Origin of the sequence: Paenibacillus xylanivorans, assembly GCF_001280595.1 — a bacterium.
Taxonomy (GTDB): domain Bacteria; phylum Bacillota; class Bacilli; order Paenibacillales; family Paenibacillaceae; genus Paenibacillus; species Paenibacillus xylanivorans.
This window is the reverse complement of the sequence record NZ_LITU01000083.1, coordinates 368,896-389,318: the sequence shown is the minus strand read 5'-3', so window position 1 is coordinate 389,318 and position 20,423 is coordinate 368,896. Positions and strand designations below refer to the sequence as shown.

At 43.2% G+C, this 20,423-nt stretch carries 11 protein-coding genes; all 11 read right to left on the bottom strand.

Annotation, left to right across the window (positions count from 1 at the left end):
- Positions 1–12: 12 nt before the first annotated feature.
- Entirely contained in the window at positions 13–804 is a 792-nt protein-coding gene (locus tag AMS66_RS31340) for a hypothetical protein (RefSeq protein ID WP_053784483.1), read from the bottom strand.
- A gap of 16 nt (positions 805–820) precedes the next feature.
- On the bottom strand, positions 821–1,774 hold the full coding sequence (locus tag AMS66_RS31335; protein ID WP_053784482.1) for a hypothetical protein: 954 nt from the start codon (positions 1,772–1,774) through the stop codon (positions 821–823).
- Between the two features lie 3 nt (positions 1,775–1,777).
- Positions 1,778–2,842 carry a hypothetical protein gene (locus tag AMS66_RS31330; protein WP_053784481.1) on the bottom strand — a complete coding sequence of 355 codons (1,065 nt, stop codon included), beginning with the start codon at positions 2,840–2,842 and terminating at the stop codon, positions 1,778–1,780.
- A 13-nt stretch (positions 2,843–2,855) separates the two neighbouring features.
- Entirely contained in the window at positions 2,856–3,158 is a 303-nt protein-coding gene (locus AMS66_RS31325; RefSeq protein ID WP_201782253.1) for a hypothetical protein, read from the bottom strand.
- Between the two features lie 46 nt (positions 3,159–3,204).
- A complete protein-coding gene (locus AMS66_RS31320; RefSeq protein WP_053784479.1) occupies positions 3,205–4,971 on the bottom strand; it encodes a toxin-antitoxin system YwqK family antitoxin in 1,767 nt (588 codons plus the stop codon).
- A 59-nt stretch (positions 4,972–5,030) separates the two neighbouring features.
- Complete coding sequence (locus tag AMS66_RS31315; RefSeq protein ID WP_053784478.1) at positions 5,031–6,170, bottom strand: hypothetical protein; 1,140 nt, start codon at positions 6,168–6,170, stop codon at positions 5,031–5,033.
- Positions 6,171–6,186: 16 nt separating this feature from the next.
- Positions 6,187–10,848 (bottom strand): hypothetical protein, encoded by a 4,662-nt coding sequence (locus AMS66_RS31310; RefSeq protein ID WP_053784477.1) that lies wholly within the window; start codon positions 10,846–10,848, stop codon positions 6,187–6,189.
- A gap of 45 nt (positions 10,849–10,893) precedes the next feature.
- On the bottom strand, positions 10,894–16,788 hold the full coding sequence (locus AMS66_RS31305; protein WP_144424656.1) for a hypothetical protein: 5,895 nt from the start codon (positions 16,786–16,788) through the stop codon (positions 10,894–10,896).
- 101 nt (positions 16,789–16,889) lie between these two features.
- The gene (locus tag AMS66_RS31300) at positions 16,890–18,026 is read right to left on the bottom strand and encodes a hypothetical protein (protein ID WP_053784475.1); all 1,137 of its coding nucleotides are present in this window, start codon (positions 18,024–18,026) and stop codon (positions 16,890–16,892) included.
- 16 nt (positions 18,027–18,042) lie between these two features.
- On the bottom strand, positions 18,043–19,998 hold the full coding sequence (locus tag AMS66_RS31295) for a hypothetical protein (RefSeq protein WP_053784474.1): 1,956 nt from the start codon (positions 19,996–19,998) through the stop codon (positions 18,043–18,045).
- Positions 19,999–20,009: 11 nt separating this feature from the next.
- Entirely contained in the window at positions 20,010–20,420 is a 411-nt protein-coding gene (locus AMS66_RS31290) for a hypothetical protein (RefSeq protein ID WP_053784473.1), read from the bottom strand.
- Positions 20,421–20,423 lie beyond the last annotated feature (3 nt).

The window sequence follows — 20,423 nt, the reverse complement described above, 5'->3', positions numbered from 1 at the left end:
CCACTCACCACCTTAATTCATCAGAACAGCAACCGTAGCGCCTGATAAGAAGCTTTGTCCACCGATGGACAACGAGTACACCTTATATGTTTTGGTACCTACTTTGATCTCGTCTCCATGGGAAACACCGGCAGAAGGTACCGCATAAATATCAATGAGTTCACCTCTGGGTCCTTCCACACCATTGCACATAATAACCGGAGCAAGATGATAAAGAGAACCCCAACCTGGATTAACCGGAAGCATTGCAGAATAAGCATCATAGATGTTGTTGACCATCTGTTTATCTTTATCCCTTAACGTTCGGATGCCGTTGTCCCCGTTGTAACTGAGGCCGATACCCAAACTTGAGGAATCCGCTTCTGTGGCATACCTGTTCAAAATTCCGAAGTAGCCTAGATTGGAGATCCCCGTAACCGAGTTCACATCACCCTGCAAATAAATAATGATTCGGTTCGCTTGGACGGAAACCTGATAATCGATCAATAGATTCGTGTCCACAATGCTTGTATGACATAGAAAGTCCTTTTTCACTTCTTTTCTGCCCACCGGGATGCTGCCGTCTGTTGCCATTACATCTTCGCACACGCTCACTGTGAGTTTATTCCCCGTAGTCCCCTTCGTATTTCCAACCTCGAGTCTGAAGAATAACTTGTCTGTACCTGTCGTACCAACTGACTTGAGCACGATCACACTGGCTGTTTCATAAAAGATCGACCAAGACGAACCCGCAATCGTTTTAAACCCCTGCACCATATTTGCGAATAATTCATTCATTTTAACTCTACCTGAGAAATTGGCCATACCTCATAAACACCTCCTAGATTTGGAAAAGTAGTGCCCTTTGCCCGCCACCAAGCAGTCTCGCACCGTGGAAAAACTTAGGCCTGCCATACACAGTAACCAGATTCGTATTGTGGTAATAACGTCCATAATCCGTATTGGGATAATCTTGATCCACAACATGAAACACGTAATACTTGCCATCATTGCCAAGGTCGAGTATCGATCCATCCGGGTGCTGTGTACTATTTTTGAAAACAATGGACCGCATGCCTTTAAATTCGCCCCGAGCGCCTTCTAAGGGGTGGTAGACCATGAACGGAGTGACATAGTATCTTGAACCTACACCTGGAGAAGGTATTGACTCCGTTCCAAAGTTGTATAGCGCATATTCTGTTCCATTCCGGGAAGTCATTACGACACCCCTTGGTGTATCATATTGATCTGCTGTGTTGTTATCCGAAGTATTGAAAGGCATATGCGGGAATATACCATAGAACTTATTGGCGATCGCCGGATCCTCTTGTTCCAGCGACTGACATTTGCCTAGAAATATCCGTACTGGGTAAGCTCGTTCCGGGTAGTTCAGACTCTCACCGTGGATGAACAAGATATCTTCGTTCGTAATCACAGACCATTTATAGTTCACATTATACTGTCCGTTATGACACAAAAAGGGAGTTTCCAACATGAATTTATCTGTATCTACTGGCGGATTTACGAATAGATCTGGCGATGCTACATTGCTTCCAAGGTTCTTCAGTCCCCAACGAATATTGACTCCTCTGGCGTGCGCCCATACACACATCGTAAAACGCATGGATGAATTTTTTTTATTAGTAAGTAGCGCATTTCCCCAGTTGGCATAGGTCGTTTCAGCCGTATATATCGTATCCCAATAGGGATCCAGGGCATCTTTTAACGTGCTAACAAGTGTAGTAGCAAATAGACTCAGGGTGCTGGTAAATTCGTGTCTACGAATCATGGTCATGCGCTAAACCTCCTTTTCAATCTCGAACAACAGCACTCGCTGTCCGCCACCAAGAAGTAAAGGGGAATCGAAGAAGTATGGTTGGCCTTCAACATACTTGCCTGCAGTGGTGAACCACCCCTGATAAGTTGCAGGATGAGCTTGAGAGTATGCATGAAATACGTAGTATCGCTCGTCCCCGAGATCTAATATGGACCCGTCTGGATATTTACTCGCGTCTTTCAATACAGCCGTCCTTATTCCATAGAACTCTCCCCTAGCTCCTTCCTTATCATGCCAAACGTAAAAAGGAGAAATAAAGAATCTGCCCCCCACTCCAGGTGACGGTACTTGACTACTGGTTGCTAAATTATAAAGAGCGTTGGGAGTTCCATTGCGAGAACTTCTTACATATCCGCCACCCGCTCGATACTTCAGTTCATCTGCCGCGTCATCTAGCCCCATAGGAAAATGACTAAAAACGCCAACAAAATCATTTGAAATCAATGGATCTTCTTCTTCGAATGGTTTAAGTCTACCTAGATAAAGACGAATAGGATAAGCAACGCCTAGATTGTTTTGAGGTTCACCATATAAAAAGATATATTGCTCTGTAATAAAAAGTGTCCATTTAAAGTAGACATTTGTATATGAATTAGTTGTATTGTAACTGGATACATATGAATCACCCGTATGTAAAGGAATCTCACTAAGATGTCCTACTTGAGTATATAGATCTGGAATGACTGCTGCTCCATTATTACGAAATCCAGTTCGCAAAATATAATTTTTATAGTAAACTCGGTTATCATACGCATTTACCTGGGAAAGATTAGTGCATATTGTGAAAAACATACTCGGATCTTTTAGATTTTTTGCGGTTATTGTTCCATTATTTGCTGAAGTATAATTAGAATTGTTCCAAGCTTTTGGAGTAGCGTATGTGTTATTTGTACTGAGAGTCCACTCCCAGTGAATATCTCCATAAAGATCTTGGGTTACCGTTTCATATAAAGTTTGAATAAATGTTGTACAGTATGAGTAAAACTCGTAACGGCGTAAAGCACCTAACAAAATATTTTCAGCCATTTACTCCACCTCCTTATACCCCAAATCTAATTCTCATATCGTGAAAGATGTGCTCTTTAAATACAGTAAGAAGAATTGCTTTGACCATGTCACTTCTCTCTTTTATGAGATTCTCTTGATAAGACTGTTCTTCTTCTCCAGATTTATCCTCTAACCCTGTAATAGCAGCCTCATGAACTTCTGGTAGCCCTTTAAGCGAGGACAAAAACTTATGTGCTACATTATCAAACAGAATATGGCTTTCAAAAGCGAAAATCAGTACTTCAATTTCCTCTGTATTGAACGGCTCCGAATTATTGCCCACTAACTTATCCATAATGGTATGGAGTGCAAATTTGACATCCTGTACAGTCCTCGTCACTTCAAATCACAACCTTTCTGATTTTTACTTGTTTTATATTACCGATAGCGTCATATTCAAATGCTTTATGAACTCCCCGGCCGTCATAAATCAAGGTTTCGGTCTTAACCGTACCGTCCGTATTGTAGGTAAAAGATGTTCTTTTCAAAAGCTGCGGAGTGGCGTTCACAGAGTACACTTCTTCGGACTCGATGTCACCATTTGAATAATAGTTATATACGACGTCTAGCTCCAGCGCAGATCCTTCGAGAAAATCAATTCTTCTGCGGATGTCCGTATCATCGAAGGTATCTCCCCCTTGAAGCACGAAATACTCAGCTCCATTGTTAATTTCCCTCAGTACCTTACCTGTAAGATCACGCTGATACTCAATAGACTTGATCAGTCCGTTACTTTCAGTAATCTCTTGTCGTTCCAGGTTTCCATCCATGCTGTAGAAGTACTCAATAGTACGATTAATTCCTCCATTAACCTTTTCTATATGTACTTTTCCATCAGGATAGTAGGTATAATCCGTTACCGAAGTTGTGTTAATAACAGACCCACGGCCAATGACAGTTACTCTGGCTTCCTTGGGCACATCAAATCTAAACCGAATAAGCGTATCACTATATTCAATGTAATCGTCTCCTACATCCATACGTATTCCGTCCAGAAATACCTCTGCGGAATTCGAACCAATCACGTATCGAGGTACCTGAAAATCCCTGGTAATCGACAATCTGCTGTTAGGAGACGATGTGAAGTGAAATACCGATTGATGATCCATGGTACCTCGGCTTTCAGCTAGCTCCAGTCGGCTCTGCATGTTGTCGAGTCTGTCTTTGAGAGCATCATAGACGACTCCATTTTTATCTTCCCGTGAAACAACAACCTCATTTGAAGTGGTTTCCAATTCGGTCTGCATGGCTTTGATCGTTGCATCATGTGTAACGATTGTTGTGGTATGCTTGCCAACAGTTGTTTCCAGTTCAGATACTCGTTCTCCTAGTGCAGACATGTCATTTTCGATAGAGCCCTTAGTTAAGAAATATCTAAAATCCATAGCCGTGAGCGAAGTCGTTGGTGATACCCCTATATCAAGCCCACCAATAATTATGGCATCTTGCGGCTCCTCTTTTTTCAAACTATAGGAGTACCTGCCATCCTCATGCAGAAAAATATAATAAGATGTATTTGACGTGATGTCCGGAATGCTGAATGTTTGGGAAAATTGATCCACAATAACCTTGTTGATACTTGCTCTACCCGCATTAATCGTAACTTGAACACTGTTATACATACTCAGATATGTAGGATTCGTAATACCGAGATCCTGAATGGGCTGCTTTGATACAACCTCAACGGCTTTCTCCAACGTATCAAACCGGTGATCTATGGACGACTCTGCTCCACGCGCTTCTTTAATTTCTATCTCTGCCAAACTTAATCTTTTCTCATGATCATCCTGATTCTTCGAAAGGACGTTGACATCTGCTCTTACCGTCAGAATGTCCTTCTGAACATCATCAAGTCGCGAGATGTTCGAAGTAACTGTAGTCTCCACATCGCCTAGTCTCTGCTCATGATCATTTACCTTATCCCGGCTAACATTTGCAGATTCTTCTACTAGGGTAATTCGATCACCCAGACTAACCTCAGAACCTCTGGCGTCATCCAATTCTGCAAGACAGGAATCAATCTCAGTATGCGTTCTAACCCCGATATCACTTAGTTCCTTATGACTTCTGGCGGACGATGTATGAGACTGGTTAATTCTTACTGACATTTGACCACCTCCATTCTTGCCTTACATAATCTATACGTAATGGTTTCAACAAAATTAAGCTAGATGTATGTCGAATACATTTGCAGAGAAAATTTAACTTGGGAGGCATATCTGTCTTGTGATTCTTCCCTCTCCATTCGCAGCCAAAATGGATAGGAGGCTCCCGGCGAAATACTAAAGGCCGTGATTGAGTAACTGAAAGCACCTGGTATACCTCCAACGTCAGGAGCAATTTGTACTTTTTCCGTGCCTGTTGTGAGCGCAAAGGTTACATCTCTAAATTCTCCTGACATCATGGGATTTTTGGCAAACATTCGAACTTCTTGAGTTGCAGAACCACCTGCTGTTAAATAACCAAGGAAACGATCCGTATTGGGATAAAGGAGCACATCGAAATCTTCTCCGGTTTCAGGATTTGACTCTTTATAATATAAATCTGGAGTAACCTCGAAATACATTTGGTCACCTCTAAAGAGCTTTATGGAATCCATGGCCTGAAAACGATTGCCATCGGGAAGCTTAACCCCGAAATTCCCCTCAAACGGATACGAATATTGCCCCATATCAAAATGTACAACCGTTTCTTCGGACCGACATACTCTTGATTCGAGCACAATGCCATTCTTGTCAATCAGATCAACCACAGTTCCTTTGGTCAAATTATCTACTGCAACAGACGTCCCTTTGTTGATTCGAATATACTGAACTTGCATTGGATGATCTCCATCCCCTTTTAAATAGAGACCAATCTTGGGCGCTCCCGCCAATTCAACTGAACCTATAATGTTCCACAGCAGGCCATCATCTGACCAATATGCCGTATAATAGTTGTAGTCTCGTACTAACCGAATCCATGGATAAGTTTTCAACAAAGGTGTTGGTAAAGACATATCCAAAAACTCTTCAATCTCCATGAAATTATGCTCGTCCACAAAAACGATAACGCCTCCGTAACACCCCTCCGTATCAGGATTGTAGCTGTTCCTCACATCCATCACAAATTGCTTGATATCCGTTAAAGGTTTGTAGAACATGTACAGTGGATCGGAGCCATGTTTCAGCACTAAGCTACCTCTACCCGCGTCATAGCGGGCAGGGTCGTTAGGTAGCACTTCCCATTTGAAATCAAGGCTGGAGTTGGAATTTGCAAAGTCTTCCTCGTAAATCCTGCCCGACTCTTTCAATCTTGCAACACCCATAAAGATCCTCCTTTCATTACGTGAATAGCCAGATACGTTTACCGATCACACACATCTTGGGCCTTGCTTTCCAAACTTCCAGCAAGCACTTGATGAGTGCTTCTACACACTGGTCTCCACCTCCGCCTTCGCAGTAAGGAATGACATAGACGTCATCACAGATCCAGTTGGTCAGTTCCATCCAGTCCAAATTCGCGTATTCATAACTCCGCGTGCCAGCTTCCTGTAGTGAGGTGAATACCCATTTGAATTCATGTTTACCTTTAGGAACCGGATGTGAGAAGGTATAGTAACCACCCTCTTTGGTAAATGTTTTGATTAACTCTCCGTCTATGAAAAAATCCAGCTGACAATCAAATGGCTCAGGTACCCATACCCATCTTTCGTAGGCTTTGAAGTCATGCACCCGGAAGGTGGTCATATATCGCTTTCCTGTCCAGTCGCTGATCTGCCCCTTCTGATCTGTGGTAATCTCCACTTTATACTTGCTATATGGCTTGGGAGCCAGATCATTTAGTTCGAAGCCTCGGTATCCATCCCCGTAATACTTTTCATCCCATAACACTTTTCCATCTTCACGGGTAATTTTTACGCGCATATGACTATTATCACAGCCGCCCATCCAGATTGGTTTGTTATCCCATACTTCAAAGTGGGTCACCTCTGCCCAGGATGGATCAAGTTTATCAATATCATCTAAGTGCAACGAACCACCCCAAATCATTGCACCATCTCCTGTGCACCCCTGCTCGAATCGAACACGAACCTCGTATTTCTTCTTCTGGTCTGAGTTGTTTTCGACTTCAATGGAGATGATCTTATCATCTTCATCCGTCACGTACTTTGGTGGAAGTAGTAATTGACCATCCTCAAAGGTTTCAATGACAATTTTTGTGCCCGGACAGGCTCTACTCGTATTTTTGTATAATCGAATGACATCAAGCCAAGCGTGGCTCCCACCATCCGGAGCAGTTGTACCTGGCCCAGGCGGATTCCATGAATCTTCTCCTGGATGCGGCGATTCTCCTTCCCGGTACAATTTCCCCTGAGCATCTTTGCAGTAGGCATCCCAGGTTTCTTTAAAGTATCCTCCGCTTAGCGTGAAACCACCGGCATCCAAACCATTAGCTGTTGTACTTCCATTTTTTTTATGCAAACTATATTGTACTGTATAAGCATGTCCAGGCTGCGTATATGCAGAAAGATCAATTGGATATGTCGCAGATTCGCCATTTAAACCGTAATATTTGCGAGAGTATACTGTCTGCCCATTGGCTTTATCTATAAGTTCCAATAAAGTAAAGGTTTGATTGTCTGGTCTGAAAAGATCTGTAAGGTATTGGCCATTTCTCTCAGCAGGATCCTCAGTTTTAATTAGGATATCTTTGATTGCTCCATAATAAGGAATTTGATTAGAATCTTGATCATTGTCCGTGTAAGTATCTGTTAATCCAATACATAAGGTATACGTCCCCGGAGCAGCTACATGCACTGGGGTGGAAAAAATCGCAGCCTTGCTCCATTGTTCTTGAGTAATAGATAGATAATTTATTTCATTACTTTTGTATCCTCTATTCTTATCCTCATCAAGAATAACCTTTGCCAGATTCTCCCTGTCTTTCGGGTAATAGTAAACTCTAAACTTTGCTCTTTGTTGATCAACATCAAAAAGATAGCACATATATCTAAAACTGATTTCAAAGCTGCCATTGCAATAAAAATCCAGATATACCTTTTTGGTGTGCTCACTATTAAAATCGGAATCGGGATTACCCGGCTTGGTATTGAACACATTAATTCCATAATAACCATTTTGTTTTTTGACTTGTGGATCCTCTTTAAAAATCGTTTGACTGAGAGGTCTTCTTCCATAAACCGTTGTTTTTTGAACCGGATAAACATTCAGTGTCTCGACATAATTCATTCTTCCAAAGTAGGGAGAATAGAAATCACGTGTAATCACTTTTCCTTCTTGAAGCAGCCCATGGGCATATATAGAACCATTACTGCTATAGCTTCTACCCTGATTAGACCATTTCCACCAGCTCGTTTGATCCGATTTTCCAGAATAAGAGTTTTGTACATATTGAATATCATGAGTCTTCTTTCCACTTGGAAAACAATTTTCTCCAAATAGATTTGTCCCTGCACCACCGGTCTGTCCTCCGTCTGAACCATTCCCACTGGAGCCTCCAGATCCACCAGGGATATACGCCTTCCCGTCCTGATATAACCAGCGGAATGTATGATTACCAGCAGGTAGCGGATACATACAATCCGTACCTTTATCACCGTTAGATTGACTCCCCGTCCAAACGCTGATGCCATCTATCTGTAGTTCCAACTTCTCCCCCAAATCAAAGTCGCCACCATACTGCCAGCAAATATATCCAGAGTTATCCATCGAAGCTGTAAATTCACAAATAAAATTTTGATTATGTCCCTGTGCCCACATGACACCATCTCCAACAGGTATTGGATCAGGAGGGTTTTCAGGATTATATAGTGGAGGTTTGATATCTTTCCAATTCCAACCACCAATAAATTTCAAAGCCGAGTCATAATCATCTTTTTTATTAAATAACTCTTCAAATACTCTGATATCTCTCGAAGTTCCTTTGTCTGGATCATAATCGTAATCCATCGAGGGATAAATACGCATATGTTCTTTAATGTTTAATTTGGCACCAGGATTTAGCTCTGCACTGTATGTAATCGTATCTCCGCTTGTTTGCGTAGATGCTCCAGCATCTGTTACATCCCAGCCACGGGTCACATCAACATATGAACCTAGCGGAGACGTTGTCCGGTATGTATTGCCTGTGTTATTACCATAAGTAAACATCTTGTTCAGCTGATATTTAAAAGGTTCTTCCGTTAAACTATCTCTGATTCGAAATTGAATTACGTTGTTTCCAGCTTGCAAAGGAATACGTACTTGTTCGCCGTTACCATGCATAGTTGTATAATGAGCGGACATACCGTTTACAGTTACCTCAAACGCTTCAGTAGGCCTTAACTGATGCTTATAACTGAATATGAACCACCCCTCATCCGGCAAATTCACTGAAGTTTCGGCGATCATATCCCCTTCTTTTGGCTCATCCAGACGTAATATATCTCCCTGACGAATCCATCTTGGATTTCCCGACATGTACCATTCATATTTCCCAATCCCTTGTCCACGATGAAATGGTTCCCAATGATCAATCTCTCGCGGAGGACAAGTTACTTCCAGTGCACCTCTCAAGTCCACCGTCGTATCTGGACCTGCAACGATTTCATACTCTATTTTGGCCTGGTGGGTCTCCGTTTCTGAATACACCCCATTCAACATCCACTCCACACCATGCACCGAATGAGCATTGCTACCATGATCTCCATCTCCACGCTGGGTCCGCTGAAGCATTTCGTCGTCAAAAAACAACTGATAATCATGATCCGGATACGGCTCTTCATCTACACCCATTTTGTAAGCGAATGAAACCGTACCATCACATTCGTTGTCCAGGTCCATTGTCATGGTTTTCTTACGCAAATCATCCATAATGAACTGTCCTTTAAAATGTGCCTGTGCCACACTTTGTGGTGATCTTACAACCCAGTTTCCATACTCATATACATGCTCCCCATCCAGATCGTAATCCTTCGGCGCAGGCGGTTTGCGTGTATCCACAATCTCAACAACTTCAATATCCTTGATGTAGATGCCATTGTTCTGCCATACTTCTGGGCGCATTTTACGGATCAGCCAATCAAACTTATACATCTGTCCTGGCTGTAACGTAAAGGCAGCTTCCTGCCAACCGCTACTCTCGCTCCATTCGCCTCCGGCTTGCTGCCCGTTAATATAGAACAGCATGCCATTACCGCGTTTGGCACTCGCCAGGTACTTGAACCTGATCTGACCGTAACGCTTCACACGCCAGTTAAATGTAATTTTGGAGGAGTTCCCAATTTCCAGAAGCCCTAGATCGAGCTTCAATATCATTTCGGAACCGGATTGTTCATTTTTACCTACCGAGTGAACAGTCACCCATTCCTGATCCTCCGTCGATGAGACATATCTAAAGAAATCAGGAAATTTATTTGAGAAGGGTACATCCTTTTTCATCGAAAAGAGCGGTATCTCATATACGGTAGCATCAAAATGATTGAAGTAATTCCCACTAAAATGATGGTAGTAGGGTGCCGGACAGACTGGCAATGACACACCATGATGGCTTCCTCCAGGCTTCTGTGCATTTTCAAGAATCTTGTGAATACAATCTTTAATCATTTGCAGTACCCGCTGATATTGCGTTTTATCTGGAGGTTGCTGCTGTTCTACCCACCATTCAATCCTGCGGTACATATTCCATAACGCTTCGCGACATCGCACACTCGCATACCATGACTTATCTCTCAGGTATTGCTCAATGATTTGATCAATACTGTTCTCCAGTGCATCCAATTGAACCGTCTGCCATCGTCCGATTTGACCGTAACCTGGATCACCCAGAATAGGGTTGTTTTCTTCACCATGCCGATCGGTTTCGCTCCTTGGTGCATTGGGACTCTGCGGTAAATACGCAGGGTTATTAGGGTTGCCGTAACTTTCGTCCGCAATCTTCGCCCTCATATTCGCGAACAATACACCTTTCTGTGACTTGGAGAACAAACCAAATGTATGACCCATACCAATCACCTCCCAATCTATCTATACGACAAAAAGAGCACCGAGTTAATCGGTGCCCGTAAGATCATATTGTAATTTCGAGTCCGTGTAGATCTGGAGCTTGTTTTCCATGACCGATACGGACAATGTATACCATTTATTCTTCTCCCACTTAAAGGGTTGCATCGGAGAACCTACTGCAGTTGGATTGCCAGCAACGATTTTATATAGCTGCATCGGTGTCCTCATACCCAGGCTGTTATCACTGTCTCCTCCGTGAACCATAAACATCCAATAATTATTTTCATCAAAGTATTTGAATATAATTCCTGCACCGTCTCCATCCGTGTCCGTATTAACCTTAAAGTCAACTGAGAACTTGTAGGTCTCTGCCAGAAAATTATTACGATACCATCCACTGATGTCCTTCGTATCCTCTTTGGAATAAAACTTTCCAATCAATCGGTCCCGATCCCAATCGCCTTTACCGAATTTGTTCCAGTCATCAGACTGGGATAGCTCCAACGCATCCATATCCTTGGAGTAAGGATAGTATACATTGAACGGGTCGTTCGGATCGTAGTCCTCTGGTACACCCAAGCCTCCCTCCCAATCTTCAGGGTCCATCCCTCGATCCAGCAAATCATCTGAGTAATCGAATATAAGTCCCTGTGCCATCGTATCCATCATCGGTATGTAAGCATCAGTAGATTCACGATGCCCTACCGGATGATCAGTCAGTGTGAAGCTATCTCGCGGTTCCATCTTGGCTTCATGATAAATCTCCATTAGATGAGTCGTTCTCTCAGGAAGAAATGCGTGTAACTGTTCCAAATATTCTGCTCTTTTCTCAGCCCTTTCAGCGAAAATAAAACCTGTGATGACTTGAGAACAGCGTTCTTCAAATGAAGCCATGAGCCGATCAGGATCTTCAATTTCAGACAGTCTGGCATTGGCAATTCCTGTCGGCAACTCTCTCTCTATGCTAGTTTCCCGTTCCTCAGTTATCCCTTTAAAATCATGCTTACTGAGATAACCTGGGTCTATTAACTTGCTGCCAAAAGTCTCGCCATCATTAACAATGTAGCTTGTATATGGAGAACTATGTCCGTAGCTTACCTCTGCATCTGAGAAAGCAAACCTCTGAAATGTCGTCCCATAAATTCCGTCGAAATGGTCTCCGGCTCGTTGATCTGTAACTCCACTCTCCATCTCATGTGAATGACCATGTCGATCGGCTTTCCCTGCTGTGACATGCTCCCAATCGAGAGTCGCGCTTCTTAACAGGCTCATCCCAGAATCCAATTGATGGTTATAAGCCTCATAAGAAATTCTGGAACTGATGAACGAATCCTCCTCAATGTGACCATCTCTCGTTTTAAGATAAGCATATTCACTTTGGATTAGGTCCAGCTGCTTATATTGGAATCCAACAAGTTCCATCTCCAAAATGGATTCTCTTAGCTCTTTGTTTCCGTAAAACATGTCCTGATCCAGCGATCCATTTCGCAGTTTCATTACATCATCGACCATCTCATGGGTATGTGCCCATCGTTCACCTTTCCTCCCGAAAAAGTTGTCATGCTGGAATGCTGATCTACCCTCTTTATTTAAATGAATAGTTTGGATCAAGTCAGCTTCTTTACCGTTCTTCAAGCCGAGAAGCTGTGAATGAAGAAACGAATCTTTGGCATGTTTCAATCCGAAAATATTTTCTTCCAAATGTCCATATTGCGGTTTGTCGGCCAACAGATTCTCTTCCATATTGCCATACTGGGGCTTATCTGCTGAAAGCAAATTCTCAATCGCTCCATACTTCAGGTTTGTCCCGCCTACAATCTCAACCGGAACATCCCCGTATTTCAAATTCGTTCCGCCAACAATTTCTATAGGTATATCTCCATAGCTGAATCCCGTGCCCCCCACGGATTCCACTGGGACATCACCATACTTCAGATTTGTACCGCCCAATGGCAATACAGGATCAAGGTAACCATATTGCGGTTTGTCTGCTACGAGTCGTTCTTCAAGATTGGAAATCTTTTCTATAACGCTCTCTGTTGTCTCATGAAGGTAAGAGTCATGAGTATTCTTGCAGGCAAATACAACATCATTATCTAAATTTATAGCATCTCTATACAGATGGATGGAAAGTAGGGACTCCTCAGTAAAGGCTATACGTGTACCCTTCGATCCTATAACCAGGAAATCTTCCAGGGTCGAATCCTTTGCATCCTTTATCGAATCATAAATCAGTTCAATGAAGTTGGTATCTTTAATACCTTTGCCACCATACATACCCTCATCATCCAACTGGCTGAAGCGTAATTTGACCACTTCACTCTCAACCTCATGGAGTGCTGCATCTTTCATGATTCTTGTAGAATGGTTTTCTTCAAGCATGAAGGACAGTCTGTTCATATTATCCGAAATGATATCAACGCTCAATTGGCCCTCTCGTGTGATTGAATCAGCCAATAGGATATCGTCAAGGTCAGCTGGTTTCATTTCTGTAAATGCCACAGATAGCTCATTTTGCACCAAACCATAATGATCTCCCCGGTTCCCTAGAGGAGCGACGCTTTCCAAAGTCGATTCCCAAGTTTGGCGCATCCCTGCATTAAACTCAATATCCATCGCACTTTCCCTTGCCCACGGGGAACCGAGTGCATTTCTAATCTCTGCTTCTCCATCTCGGGGTTTTACGCGGCTTATGGAATAATCCTTGCCAAGCAAAGACGGTCTCCATATTAATGTAGCCAGAGAGTAATCTATATCAATAGCTGCTTGGCGTGGTTCAATCATTCCAATAGAATAGCTCTCATTAAAGTACAACTGTCTAATCCTGGCTGTACCTATGGAGTACTCATCCGTAAATAGAGCTTCTCTTGTTGGAATTGTTCCCAAAGCCTCATGTTCTTTCGAATATCCCTCTCGAAGCTTTGGCGTTCCAATGAGATATTCTGTGTTTAAAAGCATCTGGCGCAAGTTCGTGCCACCCAGTGTGTATTCTTCATTGATGGTTCCATAGCGGTCGCGGGAAGCCCCACCCATATTGAAATCGGTATGAAGTACACTTTCACGATTCCCGTTGGAACCCATGACACCATGATCGAGAACCGCTCCATCACGTTCAAATTTCGCTCCCACCGTATACTCGGCAGAGGATTGTCCTCTACGTTCAACTTCACTTCCCTGATACGCCGGGTCGTCTGGAAATAATCCCCCGCCTGGAATCAAGTAGCCTAATGGATCTTCAGCCTCAATAATAGCCGGCCTTGCATTAAAATCTGCCCCATAAATTACTTCCGTAATTTCGCCATGCAGATTCTCCTTCACTTTTACTCCCTCGAAACCGTCTGCCTCTAAAGTGGACCTACGTCTGTTCATTTCAGCCGATATGGATTCATCTTCAAGTATTGTTTCACCCAAATCTTTGGATGCTTCTGCAAGTTCCGTCCCAATAATACCCATCTGAGATTCCTTCGCACCTTCGAAATTAAAGGAAATAATACCTGACCTTTCTCCTTCTTTGTCAGCTGTCAAAATCCCACAGTCGATTAACGCATCTACCCGTTCCCTAACCCCAATCAGGAAGTTTTCGTCAAAGTAACTAGAAGCACGATCATCATTCACAGCCTCCATCATCATTTCCAGAATGACAGCAGGGCTGTTCTGCAAGATCTCCCCAACGATGAATTCCTCGTCCAGATATCCAGGGTACGCTTTATTCCCCAACCAGCCTCCACCAACCAATTTGTCCAAGAGTTCGTCTCGAATCATCGTCGGCCGATCCATATCTCGAATAGACTGAAGAATGGCTTCCATATCCATCTTCTTACGAACTCGGTGCGATTCAAGTGGTTTATCTGTTAGATGCAATTGCTTCTGATTATCGTTCTTTCCAAACGTTTTTAAATTTTCGAATTGGGAAGAACGTATCACTTCTTTCTCAGCCAGATGCTCCTCAAACTCAGGTAGCCATAAATCATGGGCCAGCGCTCTCTCTGTCGTTGTTAATTCTGTCGTATAACCATTAAAGGATTTTTTTCTGTCTGCACTTTCCTCAATGTTGGGAATAAAAAGTTTCCTGTTTTCTAATGTTGCAGTATGGAATCTTTCCTCAATATAGGTTTCGAGCTTACTCTGCCTCTCACCTAGAGAAAGATTGCTAAGTAATTCAAGAGCCTCTACGGATACTCGTTTACCTATTGTACTTTCCCTTTCTACATATCCTGGGATTTTGCTGATCCGTCTGCTTTCTTGCAGATCTCTGAAAACGAAACCATACTCTGTACTTTCGCGGTAAGCCTGGTCGGCATCACGATCAACAGTACTTTGCACCACATAAATCCGTCGAGCCTCAGGACGCTCATATTCAATATACATTCTCTCCAGATAAACTCTTTGAGCCGTAGTCAGATCATTAATGATGTTCATATCTTCAGCATGATCTCGAACAGCCCATGGAAAATGCCTTTCCACATCGGTAATTGACTCTATTTCCTTTTTGGCTAAAATAATATCCGATTCTATAGTTGAAGGATGTTTGTCTATAATTCTGTGAGCTTGCATCGGATGCCAGAGAATATCACTTGGACGAAGTACTGGCTCATATCGATATCGATCACGGCTGCTTTGACCGAGATCGTCTTGGAGGTAAAGTCTCTTATCGACTTGGCGTACACCTCTTATATCCGTATGGAGAAATGTGGGGTACTGACGATCCTTCAGTTTGGCAAGCACATTCTCTTGAGTCATCATCTCATACTCCATGTCGCGAGTAGCTTGATTCAATTGTGACAGGAACATACGCTCTTCAATGTCCCTGAATGCTTGAGCAATTTTCCCCGTGGTCATACCACTAAACGTTGTCTCTCGTATAGCACCACCCAGCGTTCGCATGAGAGCCAGTTGGGAAGTGTTATACACTCTAGTACCTTGAGGGCTCGTCCGATCGATATGCATATACTTAATTTCCTGAAATCGGCGAATAAAAGCTGTGGACATTTCTGAAAAAATAGATAATTGCTGATTATTATAAATCCTCGCTCCGGTAATGATAGCTTCCTCAGTAAGTGTCTCCTTATCGCTCTCTCTTAACCCAAGCAGCTCCTGATACAGCAGCTCTACATCTTGTCTGCTCACCTTCTTAGACTGAATGCTTTCCCCGAGTACTGTAGTCCTAAGATTATCTTGGAGCGCTTGCAACAGAAAATGGTTCTCCGTTGATCGTCCGATAATCTTCTTCACTTCCTCGAAAACCTCTGCCACGTCCATATCCGGTTTATCATTTCTGATGGAGTGCACCAATTGCTTAATCACCAATTCAGATTGACTGTCTTCCTCTGCGCTATCCGCATAGTCCGCAATCATCCCAAAATCACTGACCCTGAAACTGATTTTGCCGGGCTCCAGCTTGTCCAAATTCTTCACAAAGTTACGGGTAAGACCCAAATTGCGCACAATCTTCAGCTCTTTGTCGTTATCCACCCGCCAGCCTTCTGTCATTTCTTCATCGAGGGCTGATGACTTCATATCATTTTGTCTATGACCTTCTTGGCGATGTTCCATCTCCAAAGCTTCAATTAACGCAGATCTCTCCATCTCAAATGAAAAATTCATGATATTGCCTTGCTTAGTGGTCGAACCCGATCCTTCTGAGGAACTATGCAGAATTCCTTCTTTACCTTGTTTGGCATCACCCAAAACAATAAATCGTTCTTCTCCTTCAAGATCCTTGCGAATCGCTTCCACAAGTTGATGATTGAACCCGTGAGAAATCGATCTGGCCATATAGAAATCAAGCATCAGGACACTTGGATAACGGCTGTAAGGCATATATATAAATCGATAATCCTCAGGCCTGCTTCCTGTAGTTCCAACAGTGAATAGGTAGCCGTACTGAGTTGTCGTGTAATCTATAACGGTAAAATCGTACTGGTTAACTACTTGACTCACATCACCGCCCCCTTCCAATGAAAAAGAGGGAACCCCTGAGTGGAGTCTCAGAAAGTTCCCTCTCACTGAATCTATACGATTCAGCTTTCATTCAGTTCACCTTATGCTGTGTAACGGACTTCCTTCAAGATCGCCACGCCCATACGCTGGTTAGCAGATAGGTTCATAAAGTTCTGTGCTGTATCTGTATCAAAGTAACGATACACTTCCTGATCCCAAGACTTGCCTTCCACATCAATAATCAACTCATCGAGGTGAAGGATATTATGCTTCGTAACCGCGATGCAGTTATCGAATTGACCGCGATAGCCCTCATAAGGGTGGACCACATAGATTGGAGACAAGTGATATTTGGAAGTCCATTTCGATGCCTGGAAGCCTTGTGGCTCCAATTCCAGACCTGTATCCCCCAATTCCGGATCAAGATAAGCTTTACCTTTCGGTGGAGCTTGTGTAATAAAGGAAGGATAATGCTGCTGAAATTCAATACCTGATTTGGTTTTCAACATCTGAAGTGTGTTGTTACCTGCAGAAGTATACTGACCATAGTAGTATGTTCCCGTTTTAGCAATCTGAGAAATGTCCGGTTCCTCAATCACGGCCCCGGCTGTCAGCATCACGTTTCCGTCTACATCATTCAGGTTGTACTTGAACGGTTTCAGGGCTCCAGCATATAAGAATGATTTTTTGTAATCAAGGAAGTTCACCGCAGGGTCTGCAACAAGCACCATCGCCAAGCGGTTGTTCATAACATTGACGTACATATACACAGGTTTCTCTTTATTCCGATCCGTTGGTGTATAGTTTTCCAATGCCCATTGGTAAAGTACCGGGTGACCTGTCAGTTTGAACGTAGGTCGGGTTGTAACCGGTAATGTAGTTGGCTCACTGCCCTCAAGTCCTTCAAGCAATTGTACAGTTAACGTACTATGCTCCTCATAGGCTGGAACAGGTGCAACGACGCGTGGTACCAGGGCGTGATTGATGAAGCTTACATAGAAATTTTTGGTGATTGGAGTCGCTTGAGTACCAATCGTCATAACTCCACGAAGAATGAGCTCCTGAACCCGATCATTGTTGTCCTTTTCCTCGTAAAAAACTTCCCACAGGTTTTGTTCCTGAGACTCACCTGCGGTTGATTCAAAAGGGAAGCTCTTGAAGCCTGTAACTTCTTCCTTCAGTTTTGTCAACAAATCCTGGGAAGTGGTGATTGTCTCTACATATTTAAAGTTTGCCATTGTGTAGTAATCCTCCTTATTTTATCTCTTTCAAAAATGCAATCGTAATGACATCTGGTGATGGTGAATGCTTAAACAGGTTCAACGGGCTCTTGATACTGAAAAATTTATAAACTTCTGTCCATGTGCCCAAAGAAGGATTGGACTTATCTTTCAAAATTTCTGTATCTACAATTAATTCATCGCGATTGACTAGATTATGGTCGTAAATCGCAACTACGCCATCCATATATCCCCGGTACCCCTCAGCCTGATGGACAAGGTAGATCGGACTGGCATGATACTTTCCTGTCCAAAGGGATTTCTGGAATCCGTCCATATCTACAACAAGTTTGGACAGCCCCGGAGGAAGTGTGCCGACGGAAGGATAATTCGGAAGGTGCGAAATAAAGGCCGGGTAATAACGTTGAAACAGGACATTACTGCGTGTCTTCAACATGGACATGGAATCCATCCCATTTGAGGTGTACTCACCATATTTTGCGTATAGATCGGGATTAAGGTCCGTTAGAATGTCCTTTTTCGTATAACCTGTCATATCCGTCCGTAAATCACCCATACCAACCGTAACCCCGAAGTTCCCACCATGGTCAAAGTCATTGAAAGGAACAATTTTGCCTATGTATCCAAAACTTCGATAGTAGCTATGGATATTGGGGGAAGGATCACCTTCAAGGACAACGATAACCCGATCATTGTTTACCGATAGCGTATAGGCTACCAGGTAGTCTGGTCTGCGTTTTTTATTAGGCAGCCAAGACGTTGTAGAATCTCGCCCATGGAAAAAGCGAGCTGCCGGACTGACAATTTCTGTTTTCCCGTCGTAGTCCAACTTCCACTTCGTGGACGGTGGGAGGAAAGTTTTGATGGCAGTTGAATCATTCCATGTTAGATACATATAATGAGCCTTCAACTGGTCGATAACTATAGGAGACTTTCCTATTAATAAGGTTTCAGGATCACAGATCCCATCATACGTTTCGTTTTGGTTGCCTTGGGCAACTTTCCCCTCGAAGCCTTCCCCATAGTAAATGTTAATATAATTCCAGTCATGAGCTGGCTGCTCAAGCATGACATAATAATCTCTAACCTGGATTCCTGTAGGAACTGTAGGAGTTGCTTTCACTACTACCTGAGCGGTCACATAGTTCAATACATCAGCTGTATAGAATAGTTCATCAAACTTGTAAATTTGCTTTACAGGTTCATAGAAACTATCAACAATTGCTCCCCATGCCCAGTACGGGCTCCTGTCATAATAATTATCTGGTCTCGAAAAGTTGTACTGAAACTTCCCTTTTGGTGCAAGCTTGATCGCATATGCCCAATCCGTGGGCATTTCCGTCACTATCTCAAACTGATTCCATTCCTTCGATGGTTTTGTCGTTCCATCAAGATTTCCAATTACCTGACGTACGAGGTATGCTCTATACCCGTCTGGAACTGAATCATCCACAACAACAGTTACTAAACAACCAGGAATATCAACGTACTTTGTTTCATTGGTTTGAACATCTTGGTAGGAGAATTGAACTACCTGAATTTTACGTCCAGTCTTATAATTGCCGTAAGTTTTTCCAATGTTGGCTGTGCCTGGTTGAGTCATGCCTTCCACTGCTTCGTCAAAATAGGTTTGCCTTACTTCCCATAAACATCCATCCGCATCTAGGGCAGAATCTCCCGTGTAGCTTTTGGCTTCGGTCCAATCCGGAATTTTGTAAACTTCATACTGATTTCCATCCGAATGGGCGTACATGCCAATAACGCCTTTGTTATAACTTTTACTGTAGGTCACCCACTCAGCTCCGCTAGATTCGTAGACTTTTTCCCAACGATTTGCATCTAGGCCGCCTTCTACTCTGGGAATGTCAGCACCTACGATCTCATCGGCCAACGTTTTGATCAGATTTTGTGCTTCCGACTCTCCGTCAATATAGGCGGCAAAGTTCGTCTGCGGTTTTTGAAGTGCCATCGTCACCCTCCTTATCTCAAAAATTTGATGTTGTACCAGACCGACTTGGCTTCAGCCACCGCGTTGAAGAAGTCAAACTTAATGGTCGTTCCCGCTGGAATCGGGTAGACAATTCCGAAACTGTTACCCATGGATACCGACTCGGGAAGCTCCTTCGTATAGATGGTTTGACATACTCGCTCCGGTCCGATCGTCAGCTCCCAGTAATCGCCGACACAGTAGTGACTCGCAGCAAACGCAATGCTCAGAAACTCCGTGTCATACGCCAAGGTGAACGTATCGGACTTGGTGGTCTTGGCCGCCGGAATGTCCAACATCTGTCCCCGTATGAATGGGATCGTCTTTTTACTGAAGTGTGGGTACGGCAGCTCGCGCACTTTGTCGATGACGCCACCCGCGATGTAAGAAACATTAAATGCCATGGA